Genomic DNA, 19,725 nt, shown 5'->3' with positions numbered 1-19,725 from the left:
ATTTGCCATTTGAACTCAAAATGGATAATCACACTATGAAACTACTCTATTTTAACTTAATACTGTTTTTTGCGTTGGTAATGACACATATTGCTCATGGTCAAATTCAGGAGGCCAGTGCCAGTAACAAAAACAAACCCGAACGCGAAGAATGGCTGAAGGATGCGGGTTTCGGGATGTTTATCCACTGGGGTATTGACAGCCAACTGGGTATGGTGATTAGTCATAGTCTGGTCGGAGCCTCCGAAGACTACGTTGATCGCTATATTGAGCAACTTCCCCGCAACTTTAACCCTGTTGACTGGAACCCCGAAAAAATTGCTACGTTAGCTGAAAACGCCGGCATGCAGTACGTTGTTTTTACTACTAAGCACCACGCTGGCTTCTGCTTTTGGGATACCGAAACTACCGATTTCAACGTCACTAATACGCCGTATCAAAAAGATATTCTGGGCGAACTGGTGGAAGCACTTCGTCGTCATGGGCTGGCCGTAGGATTTTACTATTCGCCCGAAGATTTTCTGTATTACTACCAGCAAGGGGTAAAAGACATTCGTCGGGTTAACCATTGGAAGAGTGCTCCTCAAATTCACGACAAATACCTGGCGTATACCCGAGCGCAGATTAATGAACTTACTAAGAACTACGGCCAGGTTGATCTCTTCTTCATTGACAGTGAAGTGATGCTGGAAGAAGTGAAAGAGTTGGTGTGGGAGAACCAGCCTAATTGCCTGATCACCCGTGGTGCGCTGCCTACTCCCGAACAGTCGGTGCCTGGTGAAGAAATTGAAACTGCCTGGGAGAGCTGTATGACGATGGGTACGCAGTGGAACTATAAGCCCACCAATGAACACTACAAATCGGGTACACTATTGATTAACCTGCTCATTGAGGCACGAGCAAGAGGAGGCTCGTTCCTACTCAACGTGGGGCCCGGTCCCTGGGGCGACCTCAACGAAGGCCAACAAGGGCGATTGATCGAAATAGCCGCTTGGAACTTTGTAAACCAGGAGGCAATCCAAGACGTGCGACCTTGGGCGGTAAGTCACGAAGGTGATATCTGGTTCACCCGGCACAGAGAAAATAATACCGTATACGCGTACCTTACCAATCAGCCTAACTGGACGCGGGGTGACCGCAAGGAGTTTCTGCTGCGGTCGGTCAAGGCCACCGCCGACACCAAAATCAGCGTACTGGGGCAGTCCGGAAACCTTGTTGAGTACCAGCCCGATACAGATGGCACCGCTCGCTTCGAGGCTACCGACGAAGGACTTACTGTTTCGGTAGTGCGCGCTCAGCGAATTTACAACAACCACCAGTGGCCTAATCCTATTGTGGTAAAGCTGGAAAACGTAGAGCCAGCCCTCCGTCCAGCTCGTTTCGCCACCGAACCCGCTCGGGTGGATGCTGACGGCACGATCACGTTTGCCCTGGAGATTAGTGAAGTTGGCGGTGGACAAGCCTTTAAGGGTGGTTTTGAGTATCGGCGTAAGCAGAGTACTTTGAGCGAGAATTTTGACCCTTCGTGGAAATCGACCAGCCTGTTTCCGGTGAAAGAACCCGGAGCCTACCAGCTGGAGATCACCGACCCCGAACTTGGCCGGTTACCTACCACTGAATCCGGCTCAGCGAAAGTAGCAAATCCGTCCTTTCTGGAGGGCGGCGTAGAATACCGAGCGGTACTCTACCAAGATGGCCTTCGGCTAGAGGGCGGGGTAGAGTCGCTTAGTGAGTAACAATAACTCTGTGATAACTTTTTATGGTTTGCTGTAGACGACCAAATTCCGATAGCGCATGGCTGTGTTGTACATCTGCCGTATACCGATTCTTCCTAAACTCAGCACTGGCCCGTTGTTAAGTGAAGCGTCATCCTCTACGTCAAATATCGTTTCGCCGTTAATTGACCCGTGCAGCCGGTTGCCTATTTTTACTAGGCGCAGTCGGTGCCACTGATTTTGCTCCAGGCGAGGAAATACGCTATAGTGCATGCGCCAATGCCAGGGGTTCTTGGCCACGTACTGGGTTTCAACGTCGGTACGCATCACTTCTACCCGACGCATGAACTCCCAGTGGTAATCTCGGATATCATCTAACATAAACTGCATACTGCCGGTCTTAGTAATACCGTAGTCCTGTGTAAAATCTTCTCCCCGCGGGCCGCTGGCACAGATAGCGACCAACGCCAACCCCTGATCCGATACTACCTGAAAATCAAACTCTAACCACAAGTCACCGGAGAAGGTTCGGGGGCTCCATAAGTACATCCGTGATTCGGTATCGATGATATCTGGGGTCCTGATCAGTAGTCCTTCGTCAGACGTTTGCAATTCAAATTTATCGCGGAATTTGTCTCCCGACTGAAAGAGCCAAGTATCAACATCTTCCGGTTTTGTAAAATCGCAGGTATATGTTTCTTGCCAACTGCTATCCCGCTTAAGGTTCAAGGGTGGTTTTTCGTACACAAACACTGCTTTAGCAATATCTTCGTCCGCCAGTTCATTCTGTTTGGGACGATTGTTCTGATAGAAATCGCGTACTTCGTCTTCGGTCGGTACCTCGCTGGTAAAAGTTAGATCCCTCATCACCATCATTGGGTTTCCTACAAAGAGGGTATCCGGAACTGGGTCAAAATTACCCGCCTGATCCAGAAACCCCATTCGCACTCCGTTCACGTAGAGCCGGAGCTGCTGCTTCGGCTTATCCCAGGTTAGGGTTACATGGTACCAATTCCCTCGCCGAAGTGGTAAATGCTCGGCGTAAACGAAGGGGGCCAGTCCGTAGTCCATAATACCCCAGACCGAGCCAGCCTTAAACTTGCCTAGAAACTGGGGATAGCCTGCCGTCCAGTAAAGACCATACGATACTTCGGCGAGTGGTTGCGTGGGAGGTACGTCAGATAGTAGGGGAAAATAGTGAGGGGGTGGGGTGCTACCCATTGGCTTATCCGGATAAAAGTCAAGGTCTTCTAGTGGCGAGAACCAAAAGGAGAAAGAACCGGCTGGTTGCTGATGGACGGTGGGTACTACGGTTGCTTGCGTGTGAATACTCGTGGGTAGATATCCACACCACCCTTTAACCGTTGCAAAGCGGTGCGACCCGGCAATTGTTGCTTGGGTACTATCGCACAGGCTAGCGTGAAAAGTGGTAGGTTCATCCTGAGCACAAACATTGGTAAGGGAAATAACTATTCCAGTGAAGATCGGTAAAATGCCTCGCCAGAGGTGACGAAAGTGGGCAAATAGAGAGTAAGTATAATTCATATTGATGATGATTTGCATAAGTAGGGCGGGTAATTATTGAAAAAATAGCAGTAAAAGCAAGTATTTAGTGAAATTAATTAAAAAATAAAAAATTTTTCACCGGGTTTGATGTAATCGTCTGAATAGCGAGCACTTTACTAACAAGAGCATATCACTTTCACGCTCACCACTATCACCACAGCGCCTAAAAATGGACGATAAGCATTCGTTGACTTCTCTTATGATGGACGACCGTTTCCGAGCGTGGGTTACCAATCCCACTCCGGAACTAGATCGTTACTGGGAACAATACCTGTTTCAGCACCCTGAAGCGAAACCAGTTATTGAACAAGCCCGAGCTGTTCTACAGCACATGAACTTTCCTAAAAGCAGTTCCATTGATCGGGAAGGTATCCTGAAGAGGGCCCTTGCTCAAGCGAACGCTGAGCCATCTTCCACCCAGCTTTCTGCTCCTTCTTCCTCTCAGAAGGTTCACCGACTCAAGTCGTGGTACTGGGCAGCCGCTAGCGTAATAGGAATTTTGCTTATATCGATCTACTGGTTCATAGCCTTGGGCACCCATTCGTACCAAACAGCCTACGGTGAGTCAGAGCGCATTGTGCTCCCCGATAGTTCGGTAGTGATACTCAACGCCAACTCAGAACTTCGCTATTCTAGGTCCTGGGATCAAGACAGTCCACGGCAAGTAGAGTTGATAGGGGAGGCCTTTTTCTCAGTTACTCACCAGGTAAATCAGCAAAAATTTATTGTTCAGGCCAACGATCTGGCCATTGAGGTATTAGGTACCGAATTCAATGTAAACAACCGCCGGGGCAAAACCGCCGTCATGCTCCAACGCGGAAGTGTTCGTCTCAACTGGTCCGTCGGAGAGGCAAACAGGAAAGCAACTTCGGATACGACCGCTACCGCAACCATTGAGCCGGGCGAACTGGCAGTATACTCTCAGGACCGAAATGAACTCACTCGCCAGATGGTTAATCCCCGGGTATATTCCTCTTGGACTGACAGCCAGTGGGTATTTGACAAAACGTCGCTATCAGAAATATTCACGATGATTGAGGATACCTACGGCTACCGAGTAGTACTTGAGCAGCCTGCTATTGCCGATCGGGTATTTACGGCTGAACTAACCGAAGCTAACCTTGAATTGCTGCTAGATTTTTTATCTGAATCCTTTAATCTAATTATTACTAAAGATGAACACACCATTACTATTCAAAAGAAGACGACTACCCAGCAGTAACATCTTCTCACTATTCACCATCCTAAAGTACGTATTATGAAAAACAATGTACCTTATTTAGTACCGCTAGTCTTAGTAGTGCTGGCTCTCTCAATCTCTCTTATTGGTACTGGACAGGCACTATCATTAGTTTCTTCCCCCGACGCCCCACATCAGGCAGTTATATCTACCGTAGACCAAATTGAGAAGGGTATGTCGTTAGAGAAAGCCCTGGATCGCATAAAGCAACAGTACCAAGTAAAGTTCGGCTACGACGAGTCGATAATACAAGGTAAACAAGTTACCTCTAAAGTATCCCTTCAACAACCGTTAGAGCAACAGCTTAGCCAACTATTGGCACCATTTGGACTGGAATACAAAAAGCTGGATCACCGACATTACGTAATCAAGCTAAAAGAAAAAGGCTCTACAACCATGCTCAAACTATCTTCCCAATCGGTTCGTCTGCCCACCATGTTTCTAGACGACAAAGTGCCTACCCGACTTACTCCTAGTCAGCCAACTTCTGCGGCTAACAGCCGTTCGGTTGATAAGACGATTAGCGGTACGGTCACTGATATAGAAAATGGCGAAACGTTACCCGGGGTAAACGTGCTGGCGAAAAATACTACTATTGGAACCGTTACGGATGTTGATGGCAACTATAGTTTGTCAGTACCCGATGATGCCCAAGTATTGATCTTTTCATCGGTAGGTTATACTAGCGAGGAGGTTGCCATTGGTAATCAGACCACCATCAATGTAGACATGGTACCTGATATTCAATCGCTGTCTGAAGTAGTGGTGATTGGCTATGGTACCCAGAAAAAAAGCGATCTCACCGGATCGGTAGTTTCGGTACCGAGTGAAGAAATTACTGCCTACCCAGTTGAAGGTGCAGTTCAGGCACTGCAAGGTCGGGCTGCGGGGGTTCAAATTCAGTCGAACAACGGTGAGCCGGGAGCCAATCCGAAAGTGCGAATCCGGGGAGGGACTTCTATCAACGCCGGTAGTGATCCGCTGTACGTTATCGATGGCTTTATTGGTGGGGTACTACCTCCACCGGAGGATATTGCCTCTATTGAGGTGCTCAAAGACGCTTCGGCCACGGCTATCTACGGTTCACGGGGAGCCAACGGAGTGATAATGGTCACCACCAAGCGGGGGAAAAGCGGTACTCCCCAAATTAGCCTCAGCACCTCGTATTCTACGCAAGAAGAAATCAACCGCCTTGACCTACTGGGTCGCGAGGATTATATCAATTACGTAAGTGAGGTGAATCCCAACTACGTACCGGGCGATGCGAGCACGGATTGGCAAGATGTCATCTTCCAGCCGGGTAATATTCAAAACTACCAGCTCTCAGTTTCCGGCGGTAATGATAACGTAAAATACTATGTATCAGGAACCTACTTTGACCAGAAGGGAGTAATCGTCAACTCCGACTTCAATCGCCTTTCTATTACCAGTAATGTTGACATTAAAGCGTCTGAGCGCGTAAAAATTGGGCTGAACCTACTGAGCCGCCGCCGGAGCCGCGATGGAGTTCGTACGCAAGAATCATCCGGCGGAGCCACCGGTACCGGAGTGATTGCTTCGGCCTTTAAGTTTGGCCCCGACCTAGGTATCTATAATCCCGACGGTAGCTTCACGCTGGCGCAATTGGGCCAACCCCACGACAACCCCTTTGCCATAGCCACCGAACGGATTAACGAATCTCAAGAAGATCGTTTACAGGTAAACACTTACGCTGAATTCGACATCGTAGAAGGGTTAAAATTCCGAACCACCTGGGGGGCAAGTACAGAAAATGAGCAAATAGGAGAATACATTCCTACTACCCTGCAAGATGGTATAGGCGTGGGCGGCGAAGGACAGGTACAAGGCGTGAGGCGAACCCTCTATCTTACCGAGAACTACCTGACCTATAATCGGCAGTTCGGAACCATACATGATCTCACGGTAATGGGAGGATACTCCTACCAAGGTAGCGAGTATAAGGACTGGCGGGCCCGGGGACAGGGATTCGTGTCGGATGCTGACACATATCAAAACTTAAATGGTGCCTCTGTATGGCTACAGCCTGAATCTAACTTTAACGATTGGCAACTGTCTTCGTTCTACGGACGGGTGAATTATACCTTGGCTGAGAAATACCTGTTTACGTTCAACGCTCGTTACGACGGCTCTTCCCGTCTATCGGCAGACAACAAGTGGAGCTTCTTTCCTTCAGGAGCTATTGCCTGGAACATAACTGAAGAAAGGTTCTTACAGGATAATGAATGGTTGAGCTTCTTGAAGCTACGGGGTAGCTACGGACTCACCGGAAATCAGTCAATCAATCCTTATCAGACCCAAGCGTCGTTTGGCTCGTTACTCAGCGTCATAGACGGTACGCCGGTAAACTCGGTAGTTCCTACCCAAGTGGCCAGCGAAGACCTCACCTGGGAGACAACCACTCAACTAAACGTAGGAGCAGATTTCGGCTTTCTGGAGGACCGAATTACAGCTACGGTAGACTGGTACCAGATGGAAACCAACGATCTATTGTTTAGCCGTAACTTGCCGAGCGTAGTGGGAGTAGCTGCGCAACTGATCAACCTAGGTACGGTAAAAAACCGCGGGATAGAGTTAAGTCTCAATTCCCGCAATATCTCAGGGCCTTTCACTTGGGATATGGGGATCAACTTCTCGCGCAACCGTAACGAAGTAGTATCACTGCCCGATGGCAATGATATTCAGTACGGAGCCGCTCCGGGTCACTTGGTGGGTATTGACTTTACCAACATACTGCGGGAAGGCCAGCCAGTGGGAACTTTCTACGGTTGGATTGACGATGGAGTGTACCAGGAAAGCGATGGCTTAGTAGAAGGCGAAGGGCCCCAACCGGGTGATGTGCGATTACGGGATATCAATGGCCGGGATGAAGAGGGTAATCTTACCGGACAGCCTGATGGCGTAGTGAACAACGACGACCGCACCATCATTGGTGATCCGAATCCTGATTTTATCTGGGGGTTGAACAACACCTTTAAGTGGAAAGGGTTCGACTTGAATATATTCTTCCAAGCATCACAAGGAAACGATATTCTTAGCTTTACCCTGATGGAGCTGGATTTGGCGGCTGGCACCAATAACGCGACTACCGCCGTACTGGATCGCTGGACTCCGACCAATACCGATACCGACGTGCCCCGGGCGGCACCTCGCGATGCCCGTACCACTACCCGGTGGATACGAGACGGTAGCTACGTGCGGCTTAAAAACCTAGCCCTAGGTTATAACTTCGCTAATAGCTTTCTGGAACGCTTTCGGATTGAGCGGCTGCGCCTTTACGTAAGTGCTCAGAATATCCTAACCTTCACCGACTACGAAGGCTACGATCCGGAGGTAAACTACCGTTCCTCGAACAACCAAGACAGCAACCGTAACCTGGGACTTGATTACGGGAGCTATCCTAACGCAAAAGCATATACCGTAGGACTTAATCTGACCTTTTAATTTTAATATCTATGAACAGGATTTTCAAAGTATACATGCTGGTGGCTATCACGCTGATAGCCTCTTGCACCGAGCTAGAGGAAGAGCCGGTAGGACAACTGGCTCCCGCAACGTTCTTTACAACACTGCGCGACGTGGAAACAGCCGTCCTGGGTGGCTATGGTCTTATTGCCAGCGAGCAGTACTATGGTAGAAAGCTGACGACAACCCTGATTTTACGGGGCGATATGGGCGATATTGGTAATCCCGGTACGCCCGCTCGACGGATCGACGTGAATAACTTCACAATGGACGATAATAACGGAATGATTTTATCATTTTGGCCCAGAATGTATGAGGTGATCGGAGCGGCTAATGCTGCGGTAGCGGGAGCTCAGCAGGTGCGGGTCACAGCTGACTTACTGGAAGAAGAAGCTCGGGAACTCGACGCTTTAGAAGCGGAAGCGAAGTTCATCCGCGCTTTTACCTATTACCATCTGGTTCGCATCTTCGGAGATATTCCGTACGTCGATGACTACTTCGATGAGCCGGAAGAGATTGAAGCATCGTTTACCATCGGCAAAACCCCTCAGGCCGAGGTGTATGCTAACATTATCGCCGATCTAGAGGAAGGTGCCGCCGCTCTCCCCGACGTACCGGTAGCTCGGTCGCGTCCGGGCAAAGGAACTGCCTTATCCTATCTGGCGTCGGTTCATCTTACCTTAGGTAATTATCAAGAGGCCTACGCCGCGGCTCGTCAGGTCATTGAGCAGCGTGATGCTTTTGAGTACGGATTATCGGATGATTACCAGCTTTTGTTTGACGCAACCGTAAGTGCTAGTCAGAATGAGTCAATATTCCACATTGATTTTTTAGGAGCAGTACTCGGTGGTAGCGGTATCAATACCGACTGGTTTGGTACGATGACCGGAGTGCGGGGAGGTAATCCCAACGGTTGGGGGGTGATCGTGCCCAACTTCAATGTATTCGAGCAATGGGACGAGCGCGACTACCGGAAGGCAGTAAGTATGTCGGATTCATTTTTGCTTTCTGCGCAGAATGAGATATTGCCCTATGACTCTTTTCCTCAGGAAAAGCGACCACACATTGCCAAGTACAATCGTTTCTGCGGCAATAGTACTAACAACTGCGGGCAGTCAGATCATAACTACCACGCCATGCGCTACGCTGAAGTGCTACTTACGGCAGCCGAAGCACTCAACGAAATCAACGGCCCTACTGCGGAAGCCTTAGGGTACGTGAACGAAGTGCGGGCGCGAGCCCGTAACACTCCTACCGGAATGAACGAGTTTCCGTTCGACGTAGAAGGCGGTATCTCGCAGGATGCGTTTCGTGAGCTGGTGCTGGAGGAACGCCGACTCGAACTGTCGTTTGAGTTTGGGCGCTGGTACGATATCAAACGTCGCCAGATAGGGCCGGAAGTATTCGCTGCCGACGGTTTAGAACCTCACGATAACTTTAATCCGGAACGAGACTATCTGATGCCTCTTCCGGGCGATGAGCTTACTCAGAATCCTAACTTAGGACCGCAGAACTTTGGCTATTAAACCACAACAATATCCAGCTTCTTCGGGGGTGACCTACTGGTGCCCCCGGAGAATATTAAACGATTCTTAATCCATTACACTTAATTCAACAACTATGCAAAATTCTTACTCCCGACCGATAGAATTGCGTGTGCTAACCGTTTGGTTTGCGCTGTTGCTGTCGTTCTCTTTTTTGACCGGATACAGTGCTACTTACCAAACTAACTCCCAGTCCGAAGCCCAGCAACTGCTGGATAATGCCGTACCGGGCGATGTAATTATTATCGGAGATGGCGACTACACTGGCTTCATGCTCACCCTATCTACCAGCGGTACCAGTGATAACCCTATCACCCTACGAGCCGAAACCGGTGGGGGCGTAAACCTGACGGATACTTCGGGTTTCTTTGTCACCGGAGATCACATTATCATCGATGGGTTTCGCTTCACGAATGTCCCCCAGATGAGTGCTAGCGAAGGGCGGGTAGTTCGCTTTGAGGGCTCTAGTAACTCTAAACTGGCTAACTGCGCTTTCTACACCTGCGGTAACGACCGCTTCCGTCATATTGTATTGATGTCTGGTGGTAGTGCCAACAACGAAATCAGCTACAATTACTTAGAGAACATCGTCGGGCAAGGCATTGGGGTGACTGGTGAGGAAGAGAATAGTGGTAACCACATTCACCATAACCGGATCAACGGAACGCAGAATGATGGCGAGTTCAACGGGCAAGAGCCGATCCAACTGGGGCAGTCATCTAACCAATACGTCAATTTGCTTAGCACCCTGGTTGAGTACAACCTGATTGAAAATATGCGGGGAGATGCTGATAGTGAATTAGTGTCAAACAAGACTAGGGGTAATACCATTCGCTTCAATACCTGCGTGGACAATGATACCCGCATGGAGCTGGTGCTGCGTGGTGGAGAAGATTGTATCATAGAGAGTAATTACCTGGAGTCCAGTGGTATTCGCGCCTACGGCAGCGGCCACGTCATCCGCAACAACTACACCGAAGGAGCCCGCTACGGAGTACGGCTACCCGGTGGTAACGCGGAAGGAAATACTGGCTCGTACGCCGAAACCTTCAACTGTACAGTAGAGAATAACATCATCATTGGCAGTGAACGCGAGGGCATTCGTATTGGTGACACTGGCGAGAATCTAGGCGGGGCGTTTATTCGTGATCTAACCATTGACGGTAATCAGGTGACCACCGACCAGGGCACCATGTTCTTTTTGCGTGAAGAAAACGGAGGCAACATCAATTGGGCGGGCAATGTGGGCGAAGGAAGTGCTACTCTTAAAACGGATAATATTACCTCGGGCGTAGCCCTGGGTGATGCCAGCACCGCCACTGATCTGGTACCACTTACGTCGGATGATGTGGGTCCCGACTGGCAGCGGGAGGGTCAGGACCGGGAACCCGGCACGTTTACCGTAAGTAGTGCCGCCGAGGCCCAAGATATACTGAATACTGCCGTACCCGGCGACGAGATTATCATTGCCAATGGCGACTACGCTGACTTTATGCTTACGCTCCCGACCAGCGGTACCAGCGAAAACGCTATTTTGCTACGGGCCCAGACGGGAGGTGAGGTTACCTTTACAGGCTTGTCGGGTTTCTTTGTGACTGGCGACTATGTGGTGATTGATGGCTTCGTGTTCAACGAAGTACCCCGCATGAGTGCCGAAGAAGGCCGGGTGGTACGCTTTGAGGGGGCCAGCAATTCCAGGCTCACGAATTGTGCGTTTTACACCTGCGGTAACGACCGCTTCCGGCACATTGTGTTGATGGCCGGGGGCAGTGCTAACAACGAAGTAAGCTACAACTATCTGGAAAATATTGTTGGACAGGGTATTGGTGTAATCGGGGAGGCCAATAATACCGGCAACTTCATTCACCATAACTGGATCAACGGCACGCAGGATGATGGTGAGTTCAACGGTCAAGAACCTATTCAGCTAGGCCAGTCATCCGATCAGTACGTCAATAATCTGAACACGCTAGTAGAGTTCAATCTCATTGAGAATATGAGCGACGAGGACAAAGCCGATAGCGAGTTAATCTCTAATAAAACCGCGGGCAACACCCTGCGCTTTAATACCACTCGGAACAACGCCCCCCGGATGGAGCTAGTGCTGCGCGGTGGCGAAGATTGTGTGATAGAAAGTAACTACCTCAGTGGCAATAGCATTCGCGCCTACGGTAGCGGCCACGTCATCCGCAATAACTATAGCGAGAACGCTCGCTACGGGGTTCGATTACCCGGCGGCGATGCCAGCGGTAGCACAGGTTCGTACTCAGAGACGACCAACTGCACGGTAGAAGGCAACTTAGTGGTTAACAGCGAGCGGGAAGGCATTCGCATTGGTGATACTGGTGCGAACCTAGGCGGACCGTTTATCAGTGATATTACCATCAGCGACAACGAGGTGCAGGCCAATCAGGGTACTATGTTTTTCTTGCAAGAGCCTAACAACGGCAACATCAACTGGTCGGGCAACGTGGGCGAGGGCAGTGCTACGCTCAAGACAGATAACATTACTTCCGGAGTAGTGCTAGGTGACGTGAATGAAGCCACTGATCTGGTACCCCTTACGGAAGATGAGGTAGGGCCTGACTGGCTGGGCAGTGATGGTGGCGGAGGCTCCGATGCTCCAGGAATCTTTTTAGAGGCCGAAACCTGTGGCACCATCGGGGCTACCTGGGAAGTGAAGGAAGACCCCAATGCTTCGGGAGGAGAGTACGTAGAGATCGCCGATGGCAACACTAGCCAGCCTGAGCCCCCTACCGCCCCGGAAGATCGCATCAGCTACAGCGTAGAGGTAGAGGAAGCTGGCCGGTACGCCCTGTGGGGCCGGGTGCTAACCCCTTCCAACAGCGATGACTCATTTTGGGTGCGGGTGAACGGCGGCGATTGGCAAATCTGGTTCACCGGGGTGTTTACCGAATGGTCGTGGGTCCGTAACGCCAACTACGATCTAACCGCCGGTAGTAACACCATTGATATTGCCTATCGGGAAGACGGATCCCAGCTCGACAAACTCTATCTCACCAAAGACGGGGATACTCCCCGAGGAAAAGGCGAAGTGGCGGATTGCGAAATAGCGCCCCCCTCTGGATCAATTGTCATACGAGCCAAAGGGTCTTGCGGATCAGAAACGATGGTACTGGAAGTTGACGGGGTGGACGTGCAGGCGTGGACTAACGTGGCCACAAGCTTCACTAATTATACCTACGATGGCTACTCCGGTGGGGTGATTAAAGTACGTTTTACCAACGATGGAGTAGATGAGAAAAAGGGTAAGAAGAAAGGCAAAAAGAAGAAAGGCTGCGACCGAAACCTGATCGTCGACAAAATTACGGTGTGCGGAACTGTTCTGGAAGCAGAAAACGCTATTCGTAGTAGCTGTGGCCCTCCCAGCCAGTGGCTATGGTGCAATGGTAACTTTGACTTCGGCGACGTGGGATGTGGCAATCCTCCTGACAGTGGAACCTTAGCCATCCGGGCCCGAGGCACCTGTGGTTTGGAAACGATGGTGCTCCAGATAGACGGTCAGGATGTGAAGACGTGGATGAACGTGTCGACCACCTTCAGCAACTACACCTACGAGGGCTACAGTGGCGGAACGATCGAGGTGTTTTTTACCAACGACGGTACTACCGCCGGTTGCGACAAGAACTTGATCGTCGATAAGATCACCGTGTGTGGCACTGTCGTAGAGGCCGAAGAGGCCGTGCGCAGCAGTTGTGGGCCGCCCAGTCAATGGCTATGGTGCAACGGTAGCTTCAACTTCGGTAACGTTGGTTGTGGTACAGATAATGCGCGGATAGCTAATCAGAATACGAAGGGCACTAGCGCAGAACGTACTTGGGAAGTGAGCGAACAAACCACCGCCTTCGAGACGTATCCTAATCCGGTGAGCGAGCACCTGACCATTTTTGGACCGGAAGCCTACACGTTGAGTGTCTACGATCTGAGTGGACAGCAGGTGTTAGAACGTTCGGACTTGCACGGAAAGTCGGGTATCGATGTACAGCACCTGCAATCAGGAGTATATATTATCCGCTTGCACGGTGACAACCAACCCGATCTCCGTCAGCGACTGATTATAGAGTAACTATAGCATCGGTACGGACAGTACGTTGAGTGATTTATTCGCAAGAGCGGTTCGTACCGATTTTTTTCCACTTAAACATACTAAGCATGGTATCCTTCCCTATTTTCTCTCGTATTATCGTGCCGTTACGACTACCGACTGCTACCTCGCTTTTTTTGAGGCTTTTGCTGATCATTAGCTTGGTTAACTGCAGCGAAGCGCTCGCTAAGGATTATCCGGTCAACTCCCAAAAGAAAGCTCAAGAAAGATTAGACATCGCTCAGCCGGGTGATCGAATTATCATTCAAAACGGCACGTATTATGATTTTACCCTAAAGGTATCGCGCAGTGGTACGTCTACCAAATACATCGGCATAAAGGCGCAAACTAATGGCAAAGTCAAGTTTAAAGGAAAGTCGGGCTTTATGGTGACGGGCAACCGCGTCAAAATAGAAGGCTTCGTTTTTGACGATGTACGAAACATGAACGGTGACAACCGAGTGGTCTACTTCAATGGATCTGATAATTCTATTCTCACCGACTGTGCGTTTTATAAGTGTGGAAACAATTATCGCCGACACATCATACTGATGGGAAACAGTAGCAAGAACAACCAGATACGGTACAACTATTTAGAGGACATCCGGGGACAAGGTATCGGGGTTATTGGCGAATCTAGCAACTCGGGCAACCGCATCTTCCGCAACCGGATCAACGGTACGACAAACGATAATGATTTTAACGGACAGGAGCCTATTCAAATCGGTCAGTCGTCCGATCAGTTCGGAAACTACTTGAATACCAAAGTAGAGTATAACCGGATTGAGAACATGACCGATGCCGACATGGCCGATAGTGAGTTGATCTCCAGCAAAACCTCGGGGAACAAAATTCGCTACAACACTACCCTGTACAATTCCCCCCGGATGGGGATTGTGCTGCGTGGCGGAAACGACTGCGAAGTGCGGGGCAACTACCAGTTGGGAGACGGTATTCGCGCTTATGGAAGAGGACATAAGATTACCAGTAACTACTCGAAAAATGCCCGCTACGGTATCCGTTTACCGGGAGGAGATGGGGGTGGCTACTCCGATACCAGAGACTGTCTTATTGAGTACAACCTCGTCATCAACAGCAGTAGATCGGGGATTCGTATCGGAGACGTGGGAGCGAACGACGGTGGAAACAGGATAAGCGATATTATTATATACAAAAATAGGGTGAAGACCAACGGAGGAACCATGTACGTTCAAGAGTACTCAAACAGTTCGGGTATTAATTGGGCTACCGGCTCGAATGAAGGATCAGGAAATGCTACGCTGACAAAAAATATACCTTCCCGAAAGATAAAGAAGGTATCAAACATCAGTACTAGCAACCCCGCAGCCGCTAAACTGGAGTGGTACGAAGTAGGCCCCCGCTGGTTCCACACCAGTAGCCGAACCGCAAGCGAGACCAAAAAGATGCCAGAAAGCGAGTCAATAGTAGCCAACTCAGCATTCCGAGCGTATCCTAATCCTACAACTGAAACGCTATTGATTGAAGGGGTGGGACAGTATGATGTCACGCTGTATACTTTAAGCGGCCGGGCTGTATTGCAGCAGAAAGAAGTGGAAGGAGACATTACCCTGGATGTTAGCGAGGTGCGCCCTGGTATGTATATCATCAAACTGGTCAGTGACGAACAGCCGGAGTTACGCCGCCGTATCATTATACAATAACCGTGTCAGACAGCTCCGGATCATTAGTAAACTTTCAGAATAATGACAAGCATACAGAAAAATAAGGCGAGGTTGTAAAGTAAAAAAAATAAGAACATAGTAGTCGCAAATACTGATTTTTAGGCATATGACATCATGGTAAAAGCTCTAAAAATCACCCTATTCATATGGAAAGTCGCTTTCTTGTCAAAACCTGTTCACCAATAAGTACGGCTATTTATGGAGAAACTACACCTGCGATTACTATTACTGGCCTTCTATATATTTTTTCTCGGGGCAGAACCGCAGCGGGCAGTAGCTCAGCCGCATCTACACTTCAACCACCTTAATGTACTAAACGGCCTTTCGCACAATAAGGTAAGTAGTATTGTTCAGGATGAGGAAGAATTTATTTGGATCGGTACCGACCACGGACTTAACCGCTACGACGGTCACGAAGTGGTCATTTTTGCGTATCAGGATGAGGATACAACCAGCCTTCACGACGATCACATCACTTGCTTGTACATGGGTGGGGTAGACAGTCTGTGGGTAGGGACATCCAGTGGCCTGAGCCGATATTCAAGTTCACAAGGTTCTTTCACCCAGGTGAAGTCTCTGCCCGAGGGCAAGGTGAAAGCCATCACAGAAGACGCTCACGGATGGCTGTGGGTTGGTTACAAAGACCAAGGCTTATACCGCTACGACCCACGAAGCCAGCAAGTAGTAGTCATTGCCGACACGCAGGACGAGCTTCACGTATTATCGTTGCTGGTCAACCGCCAAGGCCGCTTGTGGGTAGGAAGCCGACAGGGATTGCTTATGCTAGATCCTAAGAAAGCCTTCTCTTTGGCACTCGCACCGCGCTATCTTAGCGAAATGCATATTAACTATCTGCTGGAACGGGAAGACGGGCAACTTTGGGTAGCAACTAAAGATTACGGATACACCACGTTTAACCCGAAAACAGCCACTTGGCAGTCTTCAACGCCGTTAGCAGAACAATACCAGCATGTCCGTACCCTGAGATATACCGACGACAGCACACTGTGGGTAGGTAGTAACCAAGGATTGGTGGAGGTCAATACCCAGTCCGGCAACCAGAGGGAATTCACCGCAGGTAATGAAGGTCTGTCAGACCAGTCAATTACGGCACTCTATCGGGATCGAGAAGATAATCTCTGGGTGGGCACTTATCACGGGGGAGTCAATTTATTGCTAAAAAACCAACAGGTGTTTGAGCATTATACCCTCCCGGGGGCGGGTGGGGCTGATAATCGTGCGGTAAATGCCTTTGCTATCGCTACTGACGGTACGGTGTGGGTAGGCAGCCCGCGGGGCGGACTCAACCAGTTTGATCCTCAACAAAAAAGTTTAACATCAATAGTTGCACTACTAACCAACGAACAGGCTCACATGATACAGCATATAAAATCCCTGCAAACCGATACTGCGGGAAAGGTGTGGATTGGTACGCATCGCCACGGTCTGTTCGTCTATGACCCCTCAAAAGAAACGCTGGAAAAAATTACGCTACCCCCCGAAGTTGAACATCCGGGTCGCCCGTACTCGATAAAGACCCTATTCAGCGATCACACCGGTCAGCTGTTCGTAGGGCTCCATCAAGGTGGAGTAGGATGGATTAATCAGGCTACGGGTGCCACGAAATGGCTGGGGAAGGAAATAGACTACCAGGGGGTAGAAACCATCTATCGTGATGCCGAAGGGCGCTTATGGATCGGCACCGTCAGTGGCTTAATCCTGATCAACGACATCTATCGTCCGCAGCAACATGTCACCTTTGCAAATCACCCTAGAGATAGCACTTCCATTAGCCACAACGTTATCCGAGCCATATTCCAGGATCGTCAGGGACAGATGTGGATTGGTACCGAAGATGGCTTAAACCGTTATTACCCGGAAGACAGTACGTTCACTACCTACCGAGGAGCTGATGGTCTACCGGACAAATCCGTAAAAAGCATTGTAGAAGATGAAGAGGGCTACCTGTGGCTAGGCACGGCTCAGGGGCTATGTCGTTTTCATCCTGATCAGCCTAGCCAGCGTTTTTACCGGGAGGACGGGCTTCAGAGTAATCAGTTTCTGCCTGCCGCCGCGCTTCGTGTTGGTGCATCGATCTACATGGGGGGAGTCAACGGCTTCAATGTCTTTCAACCGGCTAATCTGTCACGGGCGGTAAATCCCTCACCGGTAATCCTGACTACCTTCAAGGTAAACCATCATCCTACTGCGATTGCCGGAACCAACGGACGTACTCAATCCGTAAAAGCAGGAGACCAAGTAAGACTTACACACCGCCAGCGGATGTTCAGCGTTGAGTACCGTACCATTGACTTTGCTTACGCCGCCGAACGAGAGTATTTTTATCGGCTAGAAGGCTTCGACCGCCGTTGGCACAAAGCCGGAAGTGAACGGCTGGCTACTTACACCGACGTGCCGCCCGGCCAATACGTATTCAAGGTAAAAAGCAGCGACCATCGCAGCGAACCAGCGGGTTCGGTAACCACCCTGGGTATTTACATACTGCCCCCCTGGTGGAAAACCTGGTGGGCGAACGTCGCCTATGTGCTATTATCGGCAGGTGCGTTCTATCTGATTATGCGCTTGCATTGGAAGTGGCAGTACGAAAAAAAAGAAAAAGAAAAGCTCTTCCAACTAGATATGATGAAAGTACATTTCATCGCCAATGTATCGCACGAAATTAAAACTCCGCTCACACTCATAAAAACCCCGCTCGACAAAATGGTAAAAACCGGCGTAGCTGATCCGGAATGGCTGGCGGTAATGCAGAAGAACGCTGACCACTTGCACCAACTCGTCGATCAGTTGTCTGACTTTAGAAGTATTGAGGTAGGTACGTTTCGGATTGAAGTAGGCTACGGCGATATGGTCACCCTTGCGCAAGACGTAGTAGACTCCTTTCGGGCACTGGCCCAAGAGCGTAACATCAATTTGTTGCTCGAACATTCGTTGTTCTCCCACTTTGGCTGGTTCGACGAAAACATTGTGGAAAAAGTACTGTACAACCTACTTTCTAATGCTTTTAAGTTCACCGAAGCCCGGGGAACGGTACGTGTAGGCCTTGATGTTCAGCCACCCGAAGTCGCAAGCTCAGGGAACCAATGGATTACTTCTACCGCTTGGATACATCTCAGCGTACAAGATACGGGCATCGGCATTGATGAGCATAGCCTCCCCTTTGTATTTGATCGTTTCTATCGTGGTTTGGAGGGAAGACGGAGAAGATACGAAGGCACAGGTATTGGCTTAGCCCACGTGCGGGAACTTGTTGATTTGCACCAAGGGGTCATCCACATTGAGAGCAAACCCAACCACGGCACCACCGTTCACTTGTTCTTACCCACTGAGCGAAATGCTTATCAACCCCACGAAATTAAAGTTGTTGCCAAGGATGTTACCCCCCAATGGATACCAGAGGTTGAGGTGCGTACGGCGGCTGACACTCGAAAAAAGGTAATCAAGCCTCGTCTGCTCATTGTAGAGGACAATCTTGACATATCGCGCATTATTGCTACCGAATTTGAAGAAGACTACGTGATCTATCGAGCGTATGATGGGGAAGAAGGATGGAACCAAGCGCATCAACACGTGCCCGATTTTATAGTTAGTGATGTCCTTATGCCAAAGCGCGATGGTATTGAGCTGTGTCGCCAGCTAAAATCCCATCCCGTTACCAACCATATTCCGGTTGTTTTACTCACCGCTCTCAACAACCACCATCACCATCGGAAGGGCCTGGAGGGAGGAGCCGATGACTATATCAGCAAGCCCTTCAGTCCGGATTTTCTGCGGATGAAGGTAAATAATATCGTGCTTACTCGGCAACGGCTCATCAACAAGTACCAAGAGGGTCATTACCAATCGATCAGTGAGGTAGCTACTTCCGAAGCAGACAGAGACTTTCTGAACAAAGCCGAGCAGTTTGTCCGTAATAACTTGAGTGACTCTTCGCTTAGTGTTGATGATTTGATTAAGACACTTGGCGTAAGTCGGCCCGTGGCCTTTAGAAAATTTCGAGCACTGCTCAATGAAACCCCTAACGAGTTTATCAAAGGAATTCGGCTGCGAAAAGCGGCTGAGCTAATCCTCCAACAACCCGACTCTCTCAAAGAAATAGCTTACGAAGTAGGGTTTAATGATCCCAAGTATTTTAGTAAATGTTTTAAGAAATTTTACGGTCGACTACCCTCTCAGTTCGTCCAATAGGGTAGGCTACACGCTTTCCGAGATAATATTCTTCCTACTAGAGACTATTTTCCACCCTGCGGAAGATTCCAAAAGTGTAACTTTAAGCCAATCAATGATTGCTGATGCGTGGCAGAGTAGCTAGTTGCCAGCAGCCTTGACTGTAACAATTTCAACCTAAAAC

General features: G+C 49.5%; 8 protein-coding genes. 7 read left to right on the top strand and 1 reads right to left on the bottom strand.

All coding sequences use genetic code 11. The annotated features are described in order from the left end of the window. Window positions 1–35 precede the first annotated feature (35 nt). Complete coding sequence (locus P0M28_RS08265) at window positions 36–1,736, top strand: alpha-L-fucosidase (RefSeq protein ID WP_302209308.1); 1,701 nt, start codon at window positions 36–38, stop codon at window positions 1,734–1,736. Window positions 1,737–1,757: 21 nt separating this feature from the next. On the opposite strand, the gene P0M28_RS08260 is transcribed toward P0M28_RS08265, so the two are convergent. Next, window positions 1,758–3,260: a DUF1961 family protein gene (locus P0M28_RS08260; protein ID WP_302209307.1), complete on the bottom strand. Its 1,503-nt coding sequence runs from the start codon at window positions 3,258–3,260 to the stop codon at window positions 1,758–1,760. A gap of 190 nt (window positions 3,261–3,450) precedes the next feature. Between P0M28_RS08260 and P0M28_RS08255 the strand changes: the two genes are divergently transcribed. The 6 genes from P0M28_RS08255 to P0M28_RS08230 all read left to right on the top strand — a co-directional run bounded on the left by P0M28_RS08255 (window position 3,451) and on the right by P0M28_RS08230 (window position 19,562). Then, the gene (locus tag P0M28_RS08255) at window positions 3,451–4,503 is read left to right on the top strand and encodes a FecR family protein (protein WP_302209306.1); all 1,053 of its coding nucleotides are present in this window, start codon (window positions 3,451–3,453) and stop codon (window positions 4,501–4,503) included. A gap of 36 nt (window positions 4,504–4,539) precedes the next feature. Then, the gene (locus P0M28_RS08250) at window positions 4,540–7,983 is read left to right on the top strand and encodes a SusC/RagA family TonB-linked outer membrane protein (RefSeq protein WP_302209304.1); all 3,444 of its coding nucleotides are present in this window, start codon (window positions 4,540–4,542) and stop codon (window positions 7,981–7,983) included. A gap of 11 nt (window positions 7,984–7,994) precedes the next feature. Then, on the top strand, window positions 7,995–9,530 hold the full coding sequence (locus tag P0M28_RS08245) for a RagB/SusD family nutrient uptake outer membrane protein (protein ID WP_302209303.1): 1,536 nt from the start codon (window positions 7,995–7,997) through the stop codon (window positions 9,528–9,530). A 94-nt stretch (window positions 9,531–9,624) separates the two neighbouring features. Beyond that, the gene (locus P0M28_RS08240) at window positions 9,625–13,635 is read left to right on the top strand and encodes a chondroitinase-B domain-containing protein (protein ID WP_302209302.1); all 4,011 of its coding nucleotides are present in this window, start codon (window positions 9,625–9,627) and stop codon (window positions 13,633–13,635) included. 86 nt (window positions 13,636–13,721) lie between these two features. Beyond that, window positions 13,722–15,335, top strand: a complete 1,614-nt coding sequence (locus P0M28_RS08235; protein WP_302209300.1) for a chondroitinase-B domain-containing protein — start codon at window positions 13,722–13,724, stop codon at window positions 15,333–15,335. A 219-nt stretch (window positions 15,336–15,554) separates the two neighbouring features. After that, window positions 15,555–19,562, top strand: coding sequence for a hybrid sensor histidine kinase/response regulator transcription factor (locus P0M28_RS08230; RefSeq protein ID WP_302209298.1), 4,008 nt, complete (start codon window positions 15,555–15,557; stop codon window positions 19,560–19,562). Window positions 19,563–19,725: the final 163 nt, after the last annotated feature.

Source organism: Tunicatimonas pelagia (assembly GCF_030506325.1).
In the GTDB taxonomy this organism is placed as follows: Bacteria; Bacteroidota; Bacteroidia; order Cytophagales; family Cyclobacteriaceae; genus Tunicatimonas; species Tunicatimonas pelagia.
The sequence above is the reverse complement of the archived record's forward strand: the minus strand, read 5'-3'. Positions and strand labels throughout refer to the sequence as shown.

Bases quoted from the DNA above. Each gene is read 5' to 3' on its own strand.
- P0M28_RS08260 (WP_302209307.1), bottom strand. From the start codon at position 3,260: ATGAATTATACTTACTCTCTATTTGCCCACTTTCGTCACCTCTGGCGA.
- P0M28_RS08255 (WP_302209306.1), top strand. From the start codon at position 3,451: ATGGACGATAAGCATTCGTTGACTTCTCTTATGATGGACGACCGTTTC.
- P0M28_RS08230 (WP_302209298.1), top strand. From the start codon at position 15,555: ATGGAGAAACTACACCTGCGATTACTATTACTGGCCTTCTATATATTT.
- P0M28_RS08240 (WP_302209302.1), top strand. From the start codon at position 9,625: ATGCAAAATTCTTACTCCCGACCGATAGAATTGCGTGTGCTAACCGTT.
- P0M28_RS08265 (WP_302209308.1), top strand. From the start codon at position 36: ATGAAACTACTCTATTTTAACTTAATACTGTTTTTTGCGTTGGTAATG.
- P0M28_RS08235 (WP_302209300.1), top strand. From the start codon at position 13,722: ATGGTATCCTTCCCTATTTTCTCTCGTATTATCGTGCCGTTACGACTA.
- P0M28_RS08245 (WP_302209303.1), top strand. From the start codon at position 7,995: ATGAACAGGATTTTCAAAGTATACATGCTGGTGGCTATCACGCTGATA.
- P0M28_RS08250 (WP_302209304.1), top strand. From the start codon at position 4,540: ATGAAAAACAATGTACCTTATTTAGTACCGCTAGTCTTAGTAGTGCTG.